The 19,949-nt window shown below is 57.4% G+C and carries 19 protein-coding genes and 1 riboswitch; of the genes, 7 read left to right on the top strand and 12 right to left on the bottom strand.

Annotated elements, in window-relative coordinates:
* Positions 1-21 precede the first annotated feature (21 nt).
* The 4 genes from moaA to R5R33_RS13500 all read right to left on the bottom strand — a co-directional run bounded on the left by moaA (position 22) and on the right by R5R33_RS13500 (position 5,518).
* Complete coding sequence (moaA, locus tag R5R33_RS13515) at positions 22-1,005, bottom strand: GTP 3',8-cyclase MoaA (protein ID WP_318953228.1); 984 nt, start codon at positions 1,003-1,005, stop codon at positions 22-24.
* Positions 989-1,141: riboswitch (molybdenum cofactor riboswitch) on the bottom strand. It overlaps the preceding gene by 17 nt.
* A gap of 147 nt (positions 1,142-1,288) precedes the next feature.
* Positions 1,289-2,764: a pyruvate kinase gene (pyk, locus tag R5R33_RS13510; RefSeq protein ID WP_318953227.1), complete on the bottom strand. Its 1,476-nt coding sequence runs from the start codon at positions 2,762-2,764 to the stop codon at positions 1,289-1,291.
* Positions 2,765-2,787: 23 nt separating this feature from the next.
* Positions 2,788-4,095, bottom strand: a complete 1,308-nt coding sequence (locus tag R5R33_RS13505; RefSeq protein ID WP_318953226.1) for a glycerate kinase type-2 family protein — start codon at positions 4,093-4,095, stop codon at positions 2,788-2,790.
* A gap of 112 nt (positions 4,096-4,207) precedes the next feature.
* Positions 4,208-5,518 (bottom strand): NCS2 family permease, encoded by a 1,311-nt coding sequence (locus R5R33_RS13500; protein ID WP_318953225.1) that lies wholly within the window; start codon positions 5,516-5,518, stop codon positions 4,208-4,210.
* A gap of 203 nt (positions 5,519-5,721) precedes the next feature.
* Between R5R33_RS13500 and R5R33_RS13495 the strand changes: the two genes are divergently transcribed.
* Both R5R33_RS13495 and R5R33_RS13490 read left to right on the top strand, forming a co-directional pair.
* The gene (locus R5R33_RS13495; RefSeq protein ID WP_318953224.1) at positions 5,722-6,444 is read left to right on the top strand and encodes a YebC/PmpR family DNA-binding transcriptional regulator; all 723 of its coding nucleotides are present in this window, start codon (positions 5,722-5,724) and stop codon (positions 6,442-6,444) included.
* Positions 6,445-6,583: 139 nt separating this feature from the next.
* The gene (locus R5R33_RS13490) at positions 6,584-6,871 is read left to right on the top strand and encodes a metal-sensitive transcriptional regulator (protein WP_318953223.1); all 288 of its coding nucleotides are present in this window, start codon (positions 6,584-6,586) and stop codon (positions 6,869-6,871) included.
* 17 nt (positions 6,872-6,888) lie between these two features.
* On the opposite strand, the gene soxB is transcribed toward R5R33_RS13490, so the two are convergent.
* The 7 genes from soxB to soxC all read right to left on the bottom strand — a co-directional run bounded on the left by soxB (position 6,889) and on the right by soxC (position 13,516).
* A complete protein-coding gene (soxB, locus tag R5R33_RS13485; protein WP_318953222.1) occupies positions 6,889-8,610 on the bottom strand; it encodes a thiosulfohydrolase SoxB in 1,722 nt (573 codons plus the stop codon).
* Positions 8,611-8,616: 6 nt separating this feature from the next.
* On the bottom strand, positions 8,617-9,237 hold the full coding sequence (gene soxX, locus R5R33_RS13480) for a sulfur oxidation c-type cytochrome SoxX (protein ID WP_318953221.1): 621 nt from the start codon (positions 9,235-9,237) through the stop codon (positions 8,617-8,619).
* A 12-nt stretch (positions 9,238-9,249) separates the two neighbouring features.
* Entirely contained in the window at positions 9,250-10,065 is an 816-nt protein-coding gene (gene soxA, locus R5R33_RS13475) for a sulfur oxidation c-type cytochrome SoxA (RefSeq protein WP_318953220.1), read from the bottom strand.
* 73 nt (positions 10,066-10,138) lie between these two features.
* Positions 10,139-10,450 (bottom strand): thiosulfate oxidation carrier complex protein SoxZ, encoded by a 312-nt coding sequence (gene soxZ, locus R5R33_RS13470; RefSeq protein ID WP_318953219.1) that lies wholly within the window; start codon positions 10,448-10,450, stop codon positions 10,139-10,141.
* A gap of 34 nt (positions 10,451-10,484) precedes the next feature.
* On the bottom strand, positions 10,485-10,931 hold the full coding sequence (gene soxY / locus R5R33_RS13465; protein ID WP_318953218.1) for a thiosulfate oxidation carrier protein SoxY: 447 nt from the start codon (positions 10,929-10,931) through the stop codon (positions 10,485-10,487).
* Between the two features lie 70 nt (positions 10,932-11,001).
* On the bottom strand, positions 11,002-12,120 hold the full coding sequence (locus R5R33_RS13460) for a c-type cytochrome (protein WP_318953217.1): 1,119 nt from the start codon (positions 12,118-12,120) through the stop codon (positions 11,002-11,004).
* The gene (gene soxC, locus R5R33_RS13455; RefSeq protein ID WP_318953216.1) at positions 12,104-13,516 is read right to left on the bottom strand and encodes a sulfite dehydrogenase; all 1,413 of its coding nucleotides are present in this window, start codon (positions 13,514-13,516) and stop codon (positions 12,104-12,106) included. The genes R5R33_RS13460 and soxC overlap by 17 nt, the downstream gene beginning before the upstream one ends.
* Before the next feature lie 100 nt (positions 13,517-13,616).
* Between soxC and R5R33_RS13450 the strand changes: the two genes are divergently transcribed.
* The 5 genes from R5R33_RS13450 to R5R33_RS13430 all read left to right on the top strand — a co-directional run bounded on the left by R5R33_RS13450 (position 13,617) and on the right by R5R33_RS13430 (position 18,877).
* Positions 13,617-14,624: an MBL fold metallo-hydrolase gene (locus R5R33_RS13450; protein ID WP_318953215.1), complete on the top strand. Its 1,008-nt coding sequence runs from the start codon at positions 13,617-13,619 to the stop codon at positions 14,622-14,624.
* Positions 14,625-14,632: 8 nt separating this feature from the next.
* Positions 14,633-15,100 (top strand): DsrE family protein, encoded by a 468-nt coding sequence (locus R5R33_RS13445; protein WP_318953214.1) that lies wholly within the window; start codon positions 14,633-14,635, stop codon positions 15,098-15,100.
* Entirely contained in the window at positions 15,081-15,494 is a 414-nt protein-coding gene (locus R5R33_RS13440) for a thioredoxin family protein (protein WP_318953213.1), read from the top strand. The genes R5R33_RS13445 and R5R33_RS13440 overlap by 20 nt, the downstream gene beginning before the upstream one ends.
* Before the next feature lie 201 nt (positions 15,495-15,695).
* Entirely contained in the window at positions 15,696-17,048 is a 1,353-nt protein-coding gene (locus R5R33_RS13435; protein WP_318953212.1) for an OmpP1/FadL family transporter, read from the top strand.
* A 230-nt stretch (positions 17,049-17,278) separates the two neighbouring features.
* The gene (locus R5R33_RS13430; protein ID WP_318953211.1) at positions 17,279-18,877 is read left to right on the top strand and encodes a thioredoxin domain-containing protein; all 1,599 of its coding nucleotides are present in this window, start codon (positions 17,279-17,281) and stop codon (positions 18,875-18,877) included.
* Between the two features lie 93 nt (positions 18,878-18,970).
* Here R5R33_RS13430 and R5R33_RS13425 read toward each other — a convergent pair whose 3' ends face one another.
* Positions 18,971-19,900: an SGNH/GDSL hydrolase family protein gene (locus R5R33_RS13425; protein ID WP_318953210.1), complete on the bottom strand. Its 930-nt coding sequence runs from the start codon at positions 19,898-19,900 to the stop codon at positions 18,971-18,973.
* Positions 19,901-19,949 lie beyond the last annotated feature (49 nt).

Here is a 19,949-nt window from a genome sequence, read left to right as displayed (position 1 = left end):
AAGCTCAATAATTTTTGGCCGTCACCCGCCAATAATCGACAGGTTCTGAGTTCCGCCGGTATTTCCCTGCTGCAGATAATGGCTGACTTCTTTGTTGCCGATCAGTGCTCTAACTTTTTCTGCCAGTACATCGGCGTCGCCAGTTTGAATTGCTTCGCGTAAATCCAGGCCCGCGTCAGCAAATAAACAAAGGTGCAGTTTGCCCTGAGCGGAGACGCGCAGGCGGTTGCAGCTGGTGCAGAAGTCTTTGCTGTAAGGGGTGATCAGGCCGATGCGGCCGGCGTAGTCCGGGTGGACATATTCGCGGGCGGGGCCGGCGTCGAGGGCTCTTGGAATCAGTTGCCAGCCGGCATTGATCAGCTGTCTTTCAAGGTCTGCACCGCGCACATGGTTGCTGGCAAAGTAATCGCGGTTGTCGCCGGTCTGCATGAGTTCGATAAAGCGCAGGGTGACCGGGGTGGTTTTCAGCCAGTTCAGGAACTGGTACAGCCGGGCCTGGGTGCCGTCGCTGAGGAGGACGGCGTTTACCTTGGTGTGGATATCCAGCTCCAGCGCGCGGTCGATGCCGGAGAGGATTCTGGGCAGGCAGTCGTGGCCGGTGATGCGGGCGAATTCGTCGCTATCCAGGCTGTCGATGCTGACGTTGAGCTGGTCGAGGCCGCTCTGTTGCCAGCTATCGATAAGGCTCGGGAGTTTGTAGCCATTGGTGGTGACAGCGACGCGCTGGATACCTGGGGTGGTTTTGGCGCTGTGGATAAGTTCCGGCAGGTCCTTGCGCAGGGAGGGTTCGCCGCCGCTCAGGCGGACCTTGCGGGTGCCAAGCAGGGCGAAGGCGCGCATGACGGTGCGGGCTTCCGCGACGCTGAGGTCCGGTTGCTGGTGTCTGGCCTGATAGCCGTTGGGCAGGCAGTAGTCGCAACGGAAGTTGCACACGTCCGTGACCGACAGGCGCAGATAATAGAAGCGACGGCCGTGGCCGTCCTGCAGTATTTCGTCTTGTTTCATCACCTTTCCAAATGCGGGAGGCCGGTCGGTTTCCCTCGCGACCCTGGCGGGCTGGCGTTGCCGCCCGCGGCCGTCAGCTCATATCTGGTACTTATTCCCAAGACTTAGAGCTGCTGGCTCGGTGTAATTTGTGCGTTGAATGTCTGGTTTATGCGGTCAGTGCGCTGCCCTCAAATCAAGCTTAACGCGCGCTTATTTGCGCTTTGTTTTGGTTACGCCGACTATCTATACCGGCTTTGTATTGGCCATGCAAATTTCGGCCGCCCAGGAACACCCGGGAGGCCTAACCGACATCGAGAATTTTGAGGGTGTTGGTACCGCCGTGGGATTGCATCAGGTCTCCGCGGATCAGTATTACCTGATCACCACTTTTTACGATTCCCCGGTCTTTCAACACATCCAACGCGCGCTGGTTCAGCTCGCGGTCGCACTCACCTTCCCCGGGTACAAACAGCACCGAGATCACGCCCCGGTACAGTGCCATGCGTCGCTGTGCCAGCGGGTCGTGGGCGAGACCGACGATAGGCAGGCCGGAGCGGATACGCGAGGCGATCAGCGGGGTGTAGCCGGTCTGGGTCATACAGGCAATGGCGGTCACGCCTGCGAGGTGGTTCGCCGCGTACATGGCCGACAATGAGATGGTCTCGTCGATACGGGTGAAACCCTGGTGCATGCGGTGGCCAGATTCCTGTGCCGAGCGCTCTCGCTCCGCGCCCAGACACAGGCGGTGCATGGCCTCTACCGCTTCCACCGGGAAGTTGCCTGCGGCGGTCTCGGCCGACAGCATTACCGCATCAGTGCCATCCAGCACCGCATTGGCCACGTCGAACACTTCGGCACGGGTGGGTAACGGCGCGGTGATCATGGTCTCCAGCATCTGGGTGGCGGTGATCACGGCGCGGTTGAGCTGGCGGGCGCGCTTGATCATGCGTTTCTGCACGCCGATTAGCGCGGCGTCGCCGATTTCCACCCCCAGGTCGCCGCGGGCTACCATTACCGCCTCGGAGGCGCGAATGATGTCGTCAAGGGTCTCGTCATCCCTCACCGCCTCGGCGCGCTCCACCTTCGCGACGAGGCCGATATGCTTGCCCGCCTCTCCCAACAGGGCGCGCGCTTCCTGCATATCTGCGGCACTGCGGGGGAAGGACACGGCAAGGTAATCCACGCCGATGTCGATGGCGGTTTTCAGGTCGGCCCGGTCCTTGTCGGTGAGCGCCGCCGCGGAGAGGCCTCCGCCCTGCTTGTTGATGCCCTTGTTGTTGGAAAGGCGGCCGCCCACGGTGACGGTGGTAATCACCTCGCGGTCGTTGACGTCATCCACCGTCAGCACCAGGCGGCCGTCGTCCAGCAGCAGTACATCGCCGGCGGCGACATCCGCCACCAGATCCTTGTAGTCGCAGCCCACACGCTGGTCATCACCCTCGTTGGTGTCGAGCGCCATATCGAGCACGAATGGTTGGCCTTCCTGCAGGACCACGGCATTGTCCTTGAAGCGAGCGATACGGATTTTCGGGCCCTGCAGGTCTCCCAGTGCGGCCACGGTTTTACCGAGACGGTCGGCAACTTCCCGCACTTTCTGCAGCCGGCGGCGGTGATCGTCCGCGGTGCCGTGGGAGAAATTCAGGCGCACCACATCCACACCGGCCTTCAGCAGCCGTTCCAGCACGCCGGGCTTGTCGCTGGCGGGACCGAGGGTGGCGACAATTTTGGTGCGACGCAGGGGGCTGGCGGTGCGCTGGCTGGCGGGCAGTTGGGACATGGATACCTTTCACCTCTCGAACATTAATCGGGCACTGGCATCACCAGAATAGCGCGGAAGTCGTTGACGTTGGTTCGGGTGGGCCCGGTGACGATGAGATTGCCGAGTTCGGCAAAAAAACTGTATGCATCGTTGTTGCACAGGAATTCTGTGGGGTTAAGACCCTGTGCGTGCATTTTTGCCCAGTCGCCCGGAGAGAAATAGGCGCCGGCATTGTCCTCGGAGCCATCGATGCCGTCGGTATCGATGGCCAGGCCGTAAATGCCCGGCGCGCCTGCGAGCGCTGTAAACAAGCCCAGCAGGTATTCGACGTTGCGCCCGCCGCGACCGTGTCCCGTCACCGTCACGCTGGTTTCACCGCCGGAGAGGATCAGCAGCGGACGCCGGCTTTGTCCCTGGCTCTGCAGCGCCAGAGCCGCGTGGGCTTTACCCAGCTCGCGCGCCTCGCCTTCAAGATTGTCGCCCAGCACCCGCACATGCACACCTGCGCCCAGCGCGGCTGCACGCGCGGCCTCCAGGGCGTCGGCCGCTTTAGCCAGCACCACTGCACTGTCGGCGGCAAAAGCGATATCGGTCGGGCCTGGTGCCGGGTTACCGGCCTCCAGATACGCGTGCACCTCTGCAGGCGTGTCGATGTGGTAACGCTGCAGTATCGCCAGCGCATCCGCCGGTGTGGACTCATCCGGCAACGTCGGGCCGGAGGCGATCAGGGTGGGATCGTCTCCCGGCACGTCAGAGATCAGGAAAGTCACCACTCGCGCCGGATGGGCGGCGGCGGCGAGGCGCCCTCCCTTGATGGCGGATAAATGGCGGCGCACGGTGTTGATGCCCCGGATCGGCGCGCCACTGCGCAGCAATGCCCGGTTGATCGACTGCTTCTGCTCCAGGGTAAGGCCCGGCGCCGGCAGGCTCATCAGCGCGGAGCCGCCACCGGAAATCAGTGCGATCACCAGATCTTCCGCCGTCAGCCCCGCCACCGCTTCCAGCATCCGCCTGGCGGCCTGCTCGCCCAGCGTATCCGGCATGGGGTGTGCCGCTTCCAGCACCTCGATCTTCTCGCAGCGCGCCACGTGGCCGTAGCGGGTCACCACCAGACCGGAGATTTCGGCCTCCGGATAGCGCTGACCCCAGACCCGCTCCAATGCCGCCGCCATCGCCGCGCTCGCCTTGCCCGCGCCGACCACCAGGGTTCTGCGCCCGGGCGCGGGCAGATTGGCGGGGATCAGGTTGTCCGGGTGCACCGAGGCCACCGTCAGTTCGGCCAGGCGCTGCAACCACTGGCAGAGGCTCTGCGCATCCGTGTCGATATTGATTGGCGGCAATTGCATCATTTTTATTTCTCCCTGCTCGTCGTGCGATTCTGCATGCCAACCTCCCTGCAAGAAAGGTTCCGCCGCAGAGCCTGTGCCTGTTGTCAGTAACAGGCTGGCGCCCGGCCACGGCCTACCAGAACGCAAACCTGGCGAGGAAAATTGCACTCAGGATATACAGGCTCGGGGATATCTGGCGGTACTGCCCGGTGAACAGTTTGAGCGCGGTGTAGGTCAGGAAGCCGAGGGCGATGCCGTTGGCGATGGAAAAGGTCAGCGGCATCATGAGCATCGTCACCAGCGCGGGGATGGCGTCGGTCAGCTCCTCCCAGTCGATCTTGGCGATGCCTCCCATCATCAGCATCGCCACATAGATCAGGGCACCCGCGGTCGCATAGGCCGGAATCATCCCCGCCAGCGGCGCAAAGAATATGCACAATACGAACAGGACGCCCACGGTAACGGCAGTCAGCCCGGTGCGCCCGCCGGCCGCCACCCCGGCGGCACTCTCCACGAAGCTCGTCACCGGCGGGCAGCCGAGAAACGCCCCCAACACGCTGGAGGTACTGTCCGCCTTCAGCGCCCGCGGCAGCTTCTCGATGCGCCCATCCGGTTCGATCAGCCCGGCGCGGTGGGCGACACCCATTAATGTGCCGGCGGTGTCAAAAATATTGATGAAGAGAAACGCGAGGATCACGCTGATCATGCTCACGTCGAAAGCGCCGCGGATATCCATAGCCATCCACGTGGGCGCCAGGCTCGGCGGTGCAGACACCAGGCCTTTGTACTGGACCAGCCCGAGGACAAAGCCGATGCCCGTGACCACCAGGATACTGATGAGGATGGCGCCAAAAACACGCCAGTAACTGAGCACCGCAATCAACAGGAAACACAGGGCTCCCAACAGTGCCGGAGGCTCGTGGAATGACCCCATGGTTACCAGCGTCGCCTCACTGGGGACCACGATTCCCGCGGATTTCAGCCCGATCAGCCCGAGAAACAGCCCCACCCCGGCGCCCATGGAATAGCGCAAGCACATGGGGATGCTGTTCATAATCCACTCCCGCACCCGCGACAGGCTCATGGCCACAAACAGCACGCCGGCGATGAACACCGCGCCCAGTGCCACCTGCCAGCGGTAGCCCATCTCCCCTACCACCGTATACGCAAAGAAGGCGGTCAGCCCGATACCCGGCGCCAGCCCCACCGGCCAGTTGGCGTAGAACCCCATCAGGAAGCAGGCCACAGCACTGCCGAGGCAGGTAGCGACGAAGATGGCACCGTGGTCCATTCCGGTACCCGCCAGCATATTGGGGGTAACGAACACCACATAGGCCATGGTGACAAAGGTGGTCAGCCCCGCCAGTAGTTCACCCCGCACGGTGGTTCTGTGCGCTCGCAGGGCAAACAGGCGCTCAAATACGTTTCTCGACTGCTGATGCACTGACGAACTCCGGCAAATGGGTTTCGGGGTAAAAAAGGGCGAAGCCTGCTAGTTATTGTGGTCAATATTCACTATCGCGCCCAGTCGCTGGCACCGCCGGCAGCCCCCAAAACGCCGAATGGCTTCTCATACCCCCGGCCCGCCAGTAAAATCGCTGCCTTTAAATAATTCCTACTGAATACCCAGCGATACCGGAGCACCCCATGGGCAGAGCCTACCAGAACCGCAAAGAGTCAATGGCCAAGACCTCGAACATGAAAGCCAGGGTCTACAGCCGTTACGGCCGCGAGATTTACATGACCGCGAAGTCTGGAGGCCTCGATCCCAACGGCAACCTGGCCCTGCGCAGCCTGATCGACCGCGCCAAGAAAGACCAGGTCCCCGCTCACGTGATCGAGAAGGCCATCGACAAGGCCAAGGGTGGCGCCGGTGAGGATTTTGCCCGCGCCCGCTACGAAGGCTTCGGCCCCGGCGGCTGTATGGCCATCATCGAGTGTCTGACCGACAACCCCAACCGCACCTTTGGCGACGTGCGCCAGGCCTTCACCAAAACCAAAACCAAGATCGGCACCGAAGGATCGGTGAGCCATAGCTTCGATCACCTGGCGATCCTCGTGTTCAAACACGACGACGAAGAAGCCGTGCTGGAAGCGTTGATGGAAGCGGATGTGGATGTAACGGACATCGAAAACGAAAACGGCAAACTCTCCGTCTTCGCCCCGCACACCGATTACTTCAAAGCCAAGCAGGCACTGATAGAAGCCTTTGGCGATATCGACTTTGAAGTGGACGAAATCCAGTTCGTGCCGCAGACCTATACCGAGATCAGCGGTGATGACGTGGCGCTGTTCGAGAAGTTCATGAACATGCTGAACGATCTGGAGGATGTGCAGGCGGTTTACCACAACGTGGAGAATCCGCAGTAATAGTTACTTGCGAAAGCCACCCCGGGGGAATCTGTACATATTCTTCCGGTGTGGACTGGAGCGTGTTGAGGGAAAGCGGAGGCGATTCGGTCGCATAACTTGCATGTATAATGCCCGCTTACGTTCAGGAACAGAGATTATGGACAGTAACTGGGACGAAAAACGCAAGTCGCTGATCACACGCTTGCGTCGCGTCGAAGGCCAATTGCGCGGTATCCAGCGCATGATGGAAGAAGAGCAAGACTGTGAGCGAGTTGCTCAGCAGCTCTCGGCAGCGCGCCGGGCGCTGGACAAAACGTTCTACGAAACCATGGCGTGTGCAATGCGCCAGGAGCTAAGTCAGGCACAGAGCAGCGGCAACAAAAGCTCCGCAGACCTTGAAAGCCAGATAAAGCACTTCACCGACCTGATCAGTAAATACGCCTGAGACATGCTGGGCTAGCACTACACTAGCCCAAGATTATCCTTCAAGCCCACAATACGTGGTTGTTTCGGCTCAAGCAGCGGCACAGTCTTCTTGCTGGCCAGCCAATTGCCAACCACATCCCATATCGGCTCACCTTCCACCCCTTCGGCTACCGGCGCCCAACCCGCAACCTTGTAGGTTTTTCCGGCTTCAACGGGATTGCCATTGAGACTCATGCCTGAAATCCGGTTGCCGCTGTCGGCGTTTGGATTGATGGTGTAGTCCAGACCACCGACACGCACCATATCGCCACCCTGCTGATAGTAGGGATCAGGATTAAACAGATTATCCGCCACGTCCTCCAGGATGAACTTGATGCGCTCGCCGGTAAACTCGTTAACCGTGGTCTGTGGATAAGTGATCGCGACCTGGCTCATCAAGTCTTCCACCGTGATCGTGTCACCCGGCAATAATGATGTGCCCCAGCGGAATCCGGGCGAGAATGCGATCTCCGCGTCCTTGGTTTCCATCAGCGCATCAACGATAAGCTGATCAAAGCTGCCGTTGAAGTTACCCCGTCGATACAGGAGCCCCTCGGTTGTGGCCAGAGTGGTATTGAGCTTGTCCAGATAGGGCGCGCGTACCCGATCAATCAGTGCAGTCATCTCCGGGTCTGCCGGTAACAGGTTCGCAAACACGGGCAGCAAGCGATAATGCCACTGCTTGATCTTGCCGGCCTGCACGTCAAAATCCAGAACGCCGAGAAACTTGCCATTACTGCCGGCGTTGGTGACCAGGGTTTGTCCACCAGCGCTGTTTTTGACCTGTATCGCTTGCGGAATCGCGTCGTGAGTATGGCCGCCCATGATCGCGTCCAGGCCACTGAGCCTGGACGCCAATTTGATATCGACATCAGCCCCGTTGTGAGAAAGCAACACCACAACCTGGGCGCCCTGACTGCGCACCTTGTTGATCGTCTCCTGCAGCTCGCGCTCCTGGATTCCGAACGTCCAGCCCGGGGTAAAGTGCCCGGGATTGGCGATTGGCGTATACGGAAATGCCTGACCGATAATGGCGACGGGTACGCCGTTCATTTCGCGCATGGTGTGGCTTGCAAATATCGCGTCGCCAAAGTCGAAGTCTTTTACGTTATGCGCCAGAAATTCAATGTGGCCATCGAGATCATTTTCAATAATCTCCATGACCCTGTCCGCGCCGAGGGTAAACTCCCAATGGCCGGTCATAATATCGATTCCCAGTGCTTTACTGGCATCGACCATATCCTGGCCCTTGGTCCACAGGGACGTCGCCGAACCCTGCCAGAGGTCGCCGCCGTCAAGCAGCAGTGAGCCCGGCCGCGAAGCGCGGACTTGCTTTACCAGGGTTGCCAGATGGGCAAAGCCGCCCACGCGCCCATACTGTGCTGCCGCCTCGTTAAAATCCAGATACGTGAGGGCATGGGCAATACGCGAGTCTGCGGGCAGACCATAAGCTTGCAGGAAAGCTTCGCCGACAATGTGCGGCGACTGGTTTCTTGCCCCGTGCACACCAATATTGACTGACGGCTCGCGGTAATAAATCGGCATCAACTGCGCATGAGCATCAGTCATATGCATAAAGTGCACATTGCCAAACCGCGGTAAATTGTAGAAATCACCCGCAGCAGCCGCCGATTTACGGCCACAACCATTCAGCAGTGGCAGTGATATGCCCGCTACTACCCCCAACCCCAGCATCTGGGCAAATTCCCGTCGATTCATAAATACTCACTTGCGGTTAACAGGGGAAGCCGGATCAAACAGATACGCCATCACATCGCGGATTTGCTGCTCATCGAGAATGCCAGCATCACCGAAACGCGGCATGTGAGAGCAAACCAGGTAGACCTGAGGGTTCCAGATCTTGGCCCAGGTATATTTCAGCATCGCCTCCGAAACACCACGCATACCGTAATTGCGCAGTGACGGCCCGACCGTGCCATAGGCAACTTCATCCGGGCTCATCTGGTGACACGCGTAGCAATTTCCTCCATTGGGCTCGTTGGGATTGTCGCTCCACTGCATCCCTTTCCCATTTCCAGCAATGGCTTCGCCCTGCTGCCAATTACCGAGAAATACACCGTCCGCGGGATAAGCCACCGACTTGGTGGCCTCCTGCTGCAGCTGCTCGCGCTCCGTATCCGAAACCACCTGGCTTTCGGCATTGCTGCATGCGCTTTGCAATGCGGTCTGATTTAAACGATCGAGGCCCACATGATTTTTTGCCACCATCGACTCAAGCCATACGGATTCCACAGTCTTTGCTTTGGACTGCGATCCGGATTCGGCACAGGCACTCACCGTCGCAGAAACCGCAACGACAGCGAGCAGGTATTTGATTTGCCACATCGCTTTGAACTCCTATCGCTTTAAGCCAGGCGCGGCCATTTCAGTTCCGGCGGCATTAACCCCCATATACTCGATCAGCGCGACCACGGCTTCAGAGCCGGGCAACAACTGGGGCAGTCGCTGCTGTTTGGCGCAGTCCTGCATTCGCCATCCCATTGTTCGCACCACGCCCTGAGAAATGCGGTATGCCGGCCACGTTGACGAGGCCATACCGGCACCATCACTGACGGTGAGGTTGGGCAATTTTTGCAGGCGAATACGCTTGTCGCTTTGGCGGTGGCAGGTCGCACATGAAAAGTCATAAGGACCGGCGCGATAGAAGAACAGTTGCTCGCCCAATGCATAAGCTTCCTGTTCCGCGGGGTGATTTTGCGGTATCACAATCGGCATACCGCTAGATTGCTCTGCAATATAGCTGGCCAGCGCTTCAAGTTCGGTGCCCATATCCCCGGTAGCTGAATAGGGCTTGCGCAATATGTCGTCGCGCTCCCTGCCTTGCAGGGTGACCATGCAGTGAATCAGTCGCCCTTCCAGATCCATGACTTGCTGCGTATCCGCAAAGTAGCGGGGAAGCTGGGCATAAGCACCCTTTACAACGCCTGCACCCAACCCCAGATCGCATTGCTCCAGAGAGGCTTGCTTTGGCCCCAGGGGCCTTGTCCAAAGCTCGGCGCCTTCCTCAATGACAAAAATTGCGGGGTTATCGTCCCCCATCATCGCCCGGTATTCTGCGAAGGGATCATCCTGTGCTGTTGCGGAAACGGTAACCAGCAGCATGCAAACAGAAAGCCTGCGCATTAGCGTGGCAAAACCTGATTTAGCCAACATAGAGCCTCCAGGGTGCTGGCTCGAGCGAGCGCCCGGCCAGCGTTATTTTTATTACGTGGTGTTTGCGGCGAGCTTATCCGACCGTCGCCTCACCAACACCGGATTCACCTTTGTTATCCAGCCACTGCACTGTAACGGTATCCCCCGCCTTGGCGCCCTTGATACGAAAACTCAGGAACGGGTTTTGTGATACAGCGGCACCCCATTGGGCCTGGAGCACGGTCTTGCCTGCCGATGTAGCTGTCACTTCGGTAATGAAATGCGCTGGAATTTTATTGCCGGTACTGTCTTTACGCTGCCCGGTTTCCATCGGATGGCGCATCAGGGCTTTTACCTCGGCAACATCCCCACTCAGCGTCGCCCGAATTCGAATTGAACCTGCCATATTCATACTCCTTCAATTTATATTTTCAGCCTGCTTAGCCGCCACAACCACCCAGGGTTACCTTTGTTTCACGGCTGGCCTTGTACAGCTTGCCGCCCGCCTCCACCACGGCGTAAATCGGGCATGTTTGCGCAACCTTCACCCGGGTTTGCACAAACGCATCGGTGCCTTCGGGGATCATGAACGCGGCAGCCAATGGGTTGGGGTTCTTTTCCACCACAACATAAATCTTGCTTGTTCCTGGGATCACGCTAGTGACCGTGATCGGTACAACTGCACCATTTTCAGCAATATCCGGAGTTTCCAGCATGATCTGGTCACTATCTTGTGCATTGCCCAAGCTGGCAAAGACACCAGCCAGATCTGTTGCCGCCATCGCCTCTTTTGGGCGTACAAAATCCGCCAGTACTTTCAATGGCAAGATACCCAGTGCCACCGCGGCCCCGGCTAGCTTCATAAATCCACGTCTACTTGTTTTCATTCGCTTCCCCACTCTTTTCTTATGTCGTTACTATTATGGTTACGTAGTCTTTTGCGATCATCTGGTAGAGCTACTGCGCCAGCCAGCGTGCAATTTCTTCTGCATTTGCCTCACTCAGCTGTGCCATTGGTGGCATAAAGCCGCCCCAGACACCTGAGCCACCCTGGCGAATCTTGCGGCTGAGATAAACAACCGCATCGTCCTGGCCAGCATATTTTTCTGCCACGGCGGTAAACGCGGGGCCGACCAATTTGCTATCGATCTGGTGACAACCCAGGCAGCTATTGCCGGTGAGCAACTCCATCGGTGCTGATGAAGCGAGTCCTGCTTCAGGCGCAGGTGGCTCTTTAGCAACCGAGGCAATCGCAGTTTCAGCGCCGCGCTCAGCACCGGTGTCCTCACCGGGGAAGGGACCGAAAATTCGCATCTGATCGCGCAAATTGCCGTGGGCATTGCGGGCGAATTGCGGAATAGACGAGGCCACCTCTACGCTGGCTTCGCAGTTGGTCATACACGCGGTATTGTGGACATCGGATACATCATCAACCTTCCACAGGCCGTGCTCTTGCGTCATACCATTACGATTTGGCATACGTGCCTGCACGTTCGCGATATTTTCGTTGGACAGTTCGAAATCGCTGTCCACGATGTAGCCAAGGCTCAGCAAATAGGCAACCAGGCTATACACCTCATCCGTGCTCAATGACTTGGGATCGTTCCATGGCATCGCGCGATTGATGTAGTCCCACAGCGTGGATACCGTGGCCACCTTCATCAGAGTGGTACGAACCCGGGTTGGGTCCTTCAGCGCAGCCACATGACCACTTTCAATATCCTGCGGTGTCACATTGCCCAGCACCAGCGGCGAGAAAAACTGGTTGGAATCACCGAAGTCACCGTGGCATGCGGCGCAGCGGGCGAGCCAGATTTCCTCACCCTGCTCTGCATTACCGGAGCCGGGCGGCAGGCCAGTAAAATCGGGGCGCACGTCGATATCCCAAGCGGCAAGTTCCGCGGGGCTCGCCGTGCGGCCGATCTCGAGGTAATTGCTTTGCCAGGGACTGGCAACGGGCGGCGTAATTGTCGCTGCCTCCGCGTTTTCATCGCGCCCCTCGCCGCAGGCCGTAAGTGCTGCAGTCACAAACAAAACACAGAGAGAGCGTGTAAAGGCATCAGGTGAGTTGAACATTTTCCACCTCCCCTGATTCAGTAACCTGCCACGATTGGATTGCGTTGTTGTGATAGACAGAACGCGTGCCCCGCACTTCTTTGAGTTGGCGCTTCAATGGCTGAACATAACCAGTGCTATCTACCACGCGACTCTGCAAAATGGCCGGCTTACCATCCCAAGTCCAGCCGATGTTAAATCGCGTCAGGGCCTTGGGAAGCACTGGCCCTTCGAGCTTCGCGGTATACCAGTTGCGGCCACCATCAAACGACACGTCCACACGCTCCACTGTGCCACGACCACTCCACGCCAGACCGGAAACGTTGTAGTAGCCCTTCGTCAACAGGCGCTGCCCACCGGACGGACTGGTAATCACGGACTTTGCCTCCTGGATCGAGGTGTATTGGCGGTGCTGACCATCTGGCATCAGATCGACGTAATGTATCGCTTCGTCTTTGGTCGCATAGGGCATATCACCCACTTCAAGACGACGCAGCCACTTCACCGATGAGACGCCCTGGACGCCGGGAACAACAAGACGTAACGGATAGCCGTTTTCAGGACGAAGCATTTCGCCATTCATACCGTAGGCGACGATCACGTCATCAAGCGCGCGCTCAATATCAATGGTTCTCGTCATCGAAGAACCGTCAGCCCCCTCGGCCAACACATACTTGGCCTTGGCTTTATCGTAGCCAGCGTGTTCGAGCAACAGCGACAGCGGCACACCAGTAAATTCAGAACAGGACAACATACCGTGCGTATATTGCACGGTCGGCACTGCAGTATTACCCCACTCCATACCGGTATTGGCACCGCATTCGATGAAATGAATACGCGATACGGAAGGCAAGCGCATCAGCTCTTCCATGGTGAATACCATTGGCTTCGACACCAGGCCGTTGATCATCAGGCGATGGCGTCTGGGATCGATATCCACCCACCCCTGGTGGTGCCGCTCAAAGTGCAAACCACTCGCGGTAATCATGCCAAACATGCCTTGCAGGGGACTGAAGGACACGCTGGCCTGATCTGTTTGCGTCAAACCCGGGCTCTGCCGTCGAATAATATTCGCCTCGTACTTCGAGGGTTGACCGTAGGGATTGGTGGCGACTGCATTGCCGAGGGACTTTGACCACGGCGGCAGTGTGAGAATGTCCGGGTCGCCCTGCGAAGCCAGAGCACGTGCCGATAAACTGGCCCCAAGCATCCCCGCCAGAGCGGTAGTAAAACTGGTGCGCAGTAGTTGGCGACGATTTTCATCGATACCTGACTTGCTCACTGCGGCAATAGTGGATTTATCTAAAAACGATTCCGGCGCTTTCCGGAGTTGACCAAGCGCGCCCGGGCGCTCCGTTACCGTCGGCGATGGGGTGTATGCCTGCGGCACAATCTCCCTTCCTGACTTTTCTGACATCATGCCTCCAGAATTTTTATTATGTTGGATGCGCTATTTTCATTATTAGGATAACGCACCTATACTATACCCCCTATGGTATATTTCAAGCCCATCGAAGATGAGAATAAACATAATAAGACGCAGGTCTGGTTACTCCAGGAAGCTCGCGCTTGCAGCTTCGATCGCGCTGCTTATCGGCAACACCTGCAATTCAGCCACGCCTGCAGCCAGTGCATCAGCAATACACCTGACCCCTGTCCAAATTTCTGAAAATTCCTGGTATTTCGAAGGCGTAGCTGGCTTAGCTTCCGCTGACAACCAGGGTTTTATGAGTAACAGCGGGTTTGTAATCACCGAAAACGGTGTGGTCGTATACGATGCCCTGGCCACGCCAGCACTGGCGCAGGCGATGCTAGATGCCATTGCAAAGCTTACCGCTTTGCCCGTGACCCATGTCATTGTCAGCCACTACCATGCTGACCACATCTATGGCCTGCAGGTCTTAAAAGATGCCGGCGCTACTGTAATTGCCAAGCGCAGTGGCCAGACCTACATTGGCTCAGAGCACGCGCAGCGCCGCCTGCAACAGAGAAGGGAATCCCTTTCCCCCTGGGTCAACGACAAAACCAGATTGATCGGCGCAGATATTTGGCTGGATTTTCAAACAGGGCCGCGGTATCGCCTACAGCTGGGCGACATTGCCATAGACATTATCGACGGTGGTTTCAGTCATAGCCCGGACGACATCCTGCTCTCCATCCCCTCGGAATCCGTGTTGTTTGCCGGGGATATTTTCTCTAGTGGAAGACTTCCCTTCCTGGTTGATGGCAACACCGAGACATGGCTGCACAGTATGGAAGCCATCGCAAAGCTGGGCGCCACAGTCATTGTCCCTGGGCACGGTCACGCCTCGAAAAATCCCGCAGATGATATCCAGCTGAACACACACTACATTCGCTTTCTTCGCCAACAAATGGGTGCGGCCGCGGAAGAACTGCGAAGTTTCAACGATGCATATGACGCTACAGACTGGTCAGAATTTCGCGATGTCGCCCTGTTCGACGCGGCGAACCGACGTAATGCGTACCACGTTTTCCTCGAAATGCAGCAGGCTCTGTTTGAATAGGAACGACAATGCCAGCACTACATTTAAGACTCCGGCATCCGCTTACCTGGCTTTTCAGCTTGATGATGCTGGCTACTGTGAGCTTCGCCGCCCTTAATTACACAGCGAGCGCGCCCACGCTTGTTCTCCGAGGTGTGGTCTACCACATCTCAGATAGCAGCCAGGCGCTGCGGGCCATACGTCACATCGACAATCAGCGAGCGGTAGACAGTGAGATCGCGATTACCGTCGTCGCGGTTGGCGGCGGTATAGATTTTTTAATCGACAATGCCAAGGACGCGCAAGGAAACACCTATGCATCGATGATCGACTCGCAGATGTTAAACGGAGTTGAATTCAAGGTGTGTCGCAATACGCTGAAGGCCAAGAATCTTCGGGAAGGCGATATGACTCCTGGAGTGGAGTTTGTCGACGCGGGCATTGATGAAATCACCCGGCTGCAATTGGAGAACGGCTATGCCTACATTAAGCCATAGCCCACCATTCGCACTTTTGGAAAAGGCCAGGAATACCGCCACGATACTGCTGTTGCTATTCTGCCCAGTACTAAATGCTGCCGAGCTGCTCTATGTTTTTGAACCCCAGTGCGGAGCTTGCCGAGCCTTTGATCGCGACATCGGGAGTATTTACCCCAAAACCGAAGAGGCCAGCATTGCTCCACTTCGGCCACTTAACTTCAGCGAAATCCACGGCAATATTATCGTATTGGAAGATCAGCAGGTGCAGCTCAAAGCCGCCATCGTCGGCACCCCCACTTTTATTCTGATTAGCGATGGGCATGAGGTAGATCGTTTTAGCGGTTACTCCCGGGACGAGCTGTTCTGGATGTCACTTCAACGGCTGCTGAATAGACTTCCTCGGCCACAGTAAACGCTGCATTCCCATGAACCCCAAAATTACCACTTAAACCGATACGAAAAACCCACAATACAAACGAGGCACTTTTACCAGAATAAGAACACATCTCAAAGATCGACAAAATTTTCAAAATCACTGAAAAAATGACCACAGCAGTAAATAGGTAACCTCACAAAAATAAGCAAAATAATCACAAAAATAGGGTGATGCGTAATGAATCTGCACTTAGAAATCTTTCCTGTAATTACAGTATTAGCAGTAACAACAGTTATCGCCGGCATAAAATTCTTCACCAACGCCAAACCACTGGATGACAGTTATTCAGCTACTCTGGCTGCCATTGTTTGTTCCCTGTTATTTTCTACCTCCGCAAATGCCACCAATGGTTACTTTATGGATGGCGTCGGCCCCAAGGCCCAGTCGATGACGGGTGTCGGTATAGCCCTGCCACAAGATTCCCTTGCTGCGGCGACCAATCCCGCGGGAACCGCGCTGGTAGGCAACCGCTTGGACGTGGGGTTCACCTGGTTCAACCCAGACCGCAGTGCGCGCATCAAAGGCAACCTTGCAGGCGCCGACGGGAACTATAACGGTAATGGCGTATCCGCCTTTGTGATTCCAGAAATTGGCTATTCACGCGAAATCTCTACCCGCTGGAGTTACGGAATCGCGGTGTACGGTAATGGAGGGATGAACACGGATTACAGCACCAATCCATTTGCGGCTTTTGGGGCGTCTGGCGATGCTGGAGTGGATCTGAGCCAGCTTATTGTTACGCCATCACTGGCATTCCGCCCAACCCCAGCGCATTCGCTGGGTATTGCGGCGACCTTTGCCTATCAGCGTTTTGAGGCGAACGGCCTGCAGCCGTTCGATAACGCATTTGTATCGGCCCAGCCCGGCAAGGTCACAAACAATGGCCATGACAGTGCACATGGCTGGGGACTGAAGCTCGGTTGGATCGGCCAACTGGATGAAAACGTCACGCTCGGTGCTTCCTGGTCTTCGAAAATCGAGACCGGTACTTTTGGTGAATATGCCGGTCTATTTGCGGACCAGGGCGGATTTGATATCCCCGCGAGCTATGGGGCAGGTATCAGCTGGAATGCCAGCTCCGCTCTTACTCTTGCAGCCGACTGGCAGCGCATTGAGTACAGCGACATAGGTTCGGTCGGAAACAGCCTGAACCTGCTTTTCCAGGGCAATCCCCTGGGTGCCGATGGCGGCCCCGGTTTTGGTTGGAGCGATGTGGAGGTGATTAAATTCGGGGCGGTATACGCCTTGAACGATACGGTTACCCTGCGCGGCGGGATCAGCCACGCCGGGCAAGCGATTTCAGGCGACCAGACCTTTATCAACATCCTGGCACCCGCGGTCATCAAGAATCACGGCAGTGTTGGCGCAGAATGGCGTACCGGCCTGGGAGAATGGCTGATTTCCTATACCCATGCATTCGAGGAAAAAGTGGCAGGGAGCGGCTCGATTCCGGCAGCATTTGGTGGCGGTGAGGCAGATCTCACCATGAGCCAGAGTATTATTCGATTCGGCTGGTCCAGCGGCTTCTGATTTTCAAGTTAAATAGTCTTAGGCCGGCAATGTTACCCAGTGCCGGCCCTTCCTCAGCTTCTTGTAGCGCTCCACTCTTCCCGAGTACCAAGGTAGCGAGAAAGTTTGCCAACGCATCCTGCAGCGTTTAACGTCGCGCCAACATGCGCAGCGCGCTATGGGCTCGGTAGAGCGCCTTGTGACCTTGTGGTAGAACTCCTCGCAGAATAATAGCCAGCGGATCAAAATCCATGGACGAACTGGACTACCAGCATTGCTGCCGGGCCTTGCGGCTTCTACCTGTTTTCATCGCTGCGCTGCTCACAGCCTGTGGCGAGGATGCGCCAGCCGCAAGTGACACGGGGAAGCGCGACGAGCAGATGGTGGCGCGCATCGGGAATAGCGCAATCACGCTGGGAGAGGTAGATCAAAAAATCATTCTCGAGCGGCACGACCTGGCCCTTGCCGAGTATCAACTGCGCTTCGATACCTTGAAATCGATGGTGGAAGCAAAATTCCCGTCGGCTGACTCTACGGAGGCTCGTCCCGCGGTCGACTGGCTGCTCCCCTACCCCAGCCCCCCGAGACTCGAAATTGATACCGCAGACCGCCCGCTGCGCGGCAACCCCGCAGCCCCGATCACCCTCGCAGTGTTCTGCTCCTACCAGTCGGTCCACTGTGCCGCCACCAATCTGGTACTGCGTGAACTACTGGATCGCTATGCCGGCTGGATTTCCATAGCGCCATTTGATTTTCCCATGCGCTACCACCGCCAGGGCGCGCCAGCGGCTGTTGCGGTGCACTGCGCCAGCCTGCAGGGTATGCCCTGGGCCTACGCTGATGGCCTCTACACCCGCGCCAAGACACTGGACGAAAAGGTCTTCACGCAGCTGGCGTCACAACTGGGAATTGCACAAGACGCCTTTAGCCGATGCCTTGACGAGCCCGACCGCATCGACAGGATTACTGCCGATACCGCCCAGGCACGGGCCCTCGGTCTACACAGCGTACCGGTGGTTTTTGTGAACGGACTGTATGTCAAAGGCCCCCAGCCCCTGGAACACTATGCCATGTGGATTGACCAAGAGCTGCTGCGCCTCGGTCACGATCCCGCAAGCCCGCACGCCGATGCCGTCCGCTGGCGACAATCGACCGACAGGATTTCCGACACCGAGTTACCGCTGCAACTGAGCGGTACCAGCGTGTCTTCACAGCCCGAACAGTCGACCGCGCTCGTTCGTATCCGCGGCGCTTCCGCCGGCCGTTTTTCACCGGGGGACAAGTTGCTGCCCGGTGTTATCCTCAAGCGGGTGTACGAGCGCTACGCCATCCTGCAGGTCAGCGACCACCTCGAGCGGCTGCCCCTGAGCAGTGACGATGGCGATTACGTGCGCGTGCCCAAGACCGCGACTACCGACCGCGACGAAGCTACCATGCGGCGCATCGAGCAGCCGGTGGGCGAGTCCCGCAAACTGATCGCACCTTCCGGAGTGCTACCTCTAGGGCAGGAATGGCTGGAACAGCAACTGCGCAACCGCGCCGAGCTGGAACAAAAATTCGTCCCGGCGGAACACGTGGTCGATGGACATAACTTACTGCGGCTAGAAGGTATAGAAGAAAGCGAGTTCTTCACTGCACTCGGCTTCGAGGAAGGTGACGTAGTAGTGCGTGTAAACGATAGCTGGGTGCACAGTGGACAGAACCAGCTGTGGGATGCACTAACCAGCGGCGAGGTGGTGGATGTGACCTATATGCGCAACGGGCTACCGCAGCGGGTGCAATACGAGGTTCATGAAAAAGGCTATTTCGAACAGCAGAGCGACAAGAGTAATGCAGGAGATGATGAGTAGCCCAACTGGCACATCATACCTGAACGACCGGAACAGCTTTTACGCTGCAACAAATTAAGGGCTCCGCACGGAGCCCTGTTCACCGCCTGAGATTTATTTGTCCGGGTTGCCGCTCCACATAAGGTTCGCCACGGTGTTCTGCCCGCGGACGCTCGGGTGGAAACAATCCCCACCGTCGATATCGTCTTTGCCGAAAGTGAAGGTGCCCACATTGGTCTGGTTCGCACCGGTATATTCCGCAATGACTTCCACACCATTCATACCGTTATAGGCAGCGGCCTCCTCCTGCAGTACCTGGTTGTAACGCTGCTGCGCAACCTCGATACCCGCGTAGCGTGTTGCAAACGATTCACCATTCATGGTTCCGCCATTGGTTGCAATCCGGCAGATGCCGAACGTGGACCAGACGCTTTCACAGTTGACGCGCCAGTTGCCGGTCTGTTTGGCGATACCCGCAGCGCGCAGGTCCTGCACCCGCGGTACCGACCCCAGCACCACGGTTGAACCAGTGGGCAGACCATTTACCAGCTTGTCGAGTCCCGCCTGCACCGCACCGCGCCACTGACCTTCGGTCAATAGTGGATCCGAACAGTTGGCCGGATCGACACAATCGCGATTGCAGATATCGTTGCCGCCGAGCACTACTTCCACATGATCCGCGACCAGGGTATCGGCAAGGATACGATCCGCCTGCACGCTGAAACTGTCACCACCGCCGCGCATTTCGGCACCGGAACGAGCGGCGTTTTTGTTGGCCGCAACACTCGGGTCCAGAGCCTTGTATTTGTCGTGGACACTGTTGACGTTACTCGCCGAACCGTCAAACCAGCTGTGCTCAGGCTGGTCTCCGCCCAACAGGCAGAAAAAACCGCCAGTAAAGAACGTATTGCCGGTGCAGTCCGCCGCGAATCCCATGGTGATACTGTCACCGGCGGCCGCGCCTTTGGCTGGAGCCGCCATGGTATTTACGGACCACAGCGCAGAAGTAATGGCTAGCGAAACAAAAAGACTGCTTTTGTACATGAGGTTATCTCCGATCATCGAATTTATGGCTTTATTTTTGTTAACGCGG

Origin of the sequence: Microbulbifer pacificus (assembly GCF_033723955.1) — a bacterium.
GTDB classification, from domain to species: Bacteria; Pseudomonadota; Gammaproteobacteria; order Pseudomonadales; family Cellvibrionaceae; genus Microbulbifer; species Microbulbifer pacificus.
This window is presented reverse-complemented; position numbering and strand designations above follow the sequence as displayed.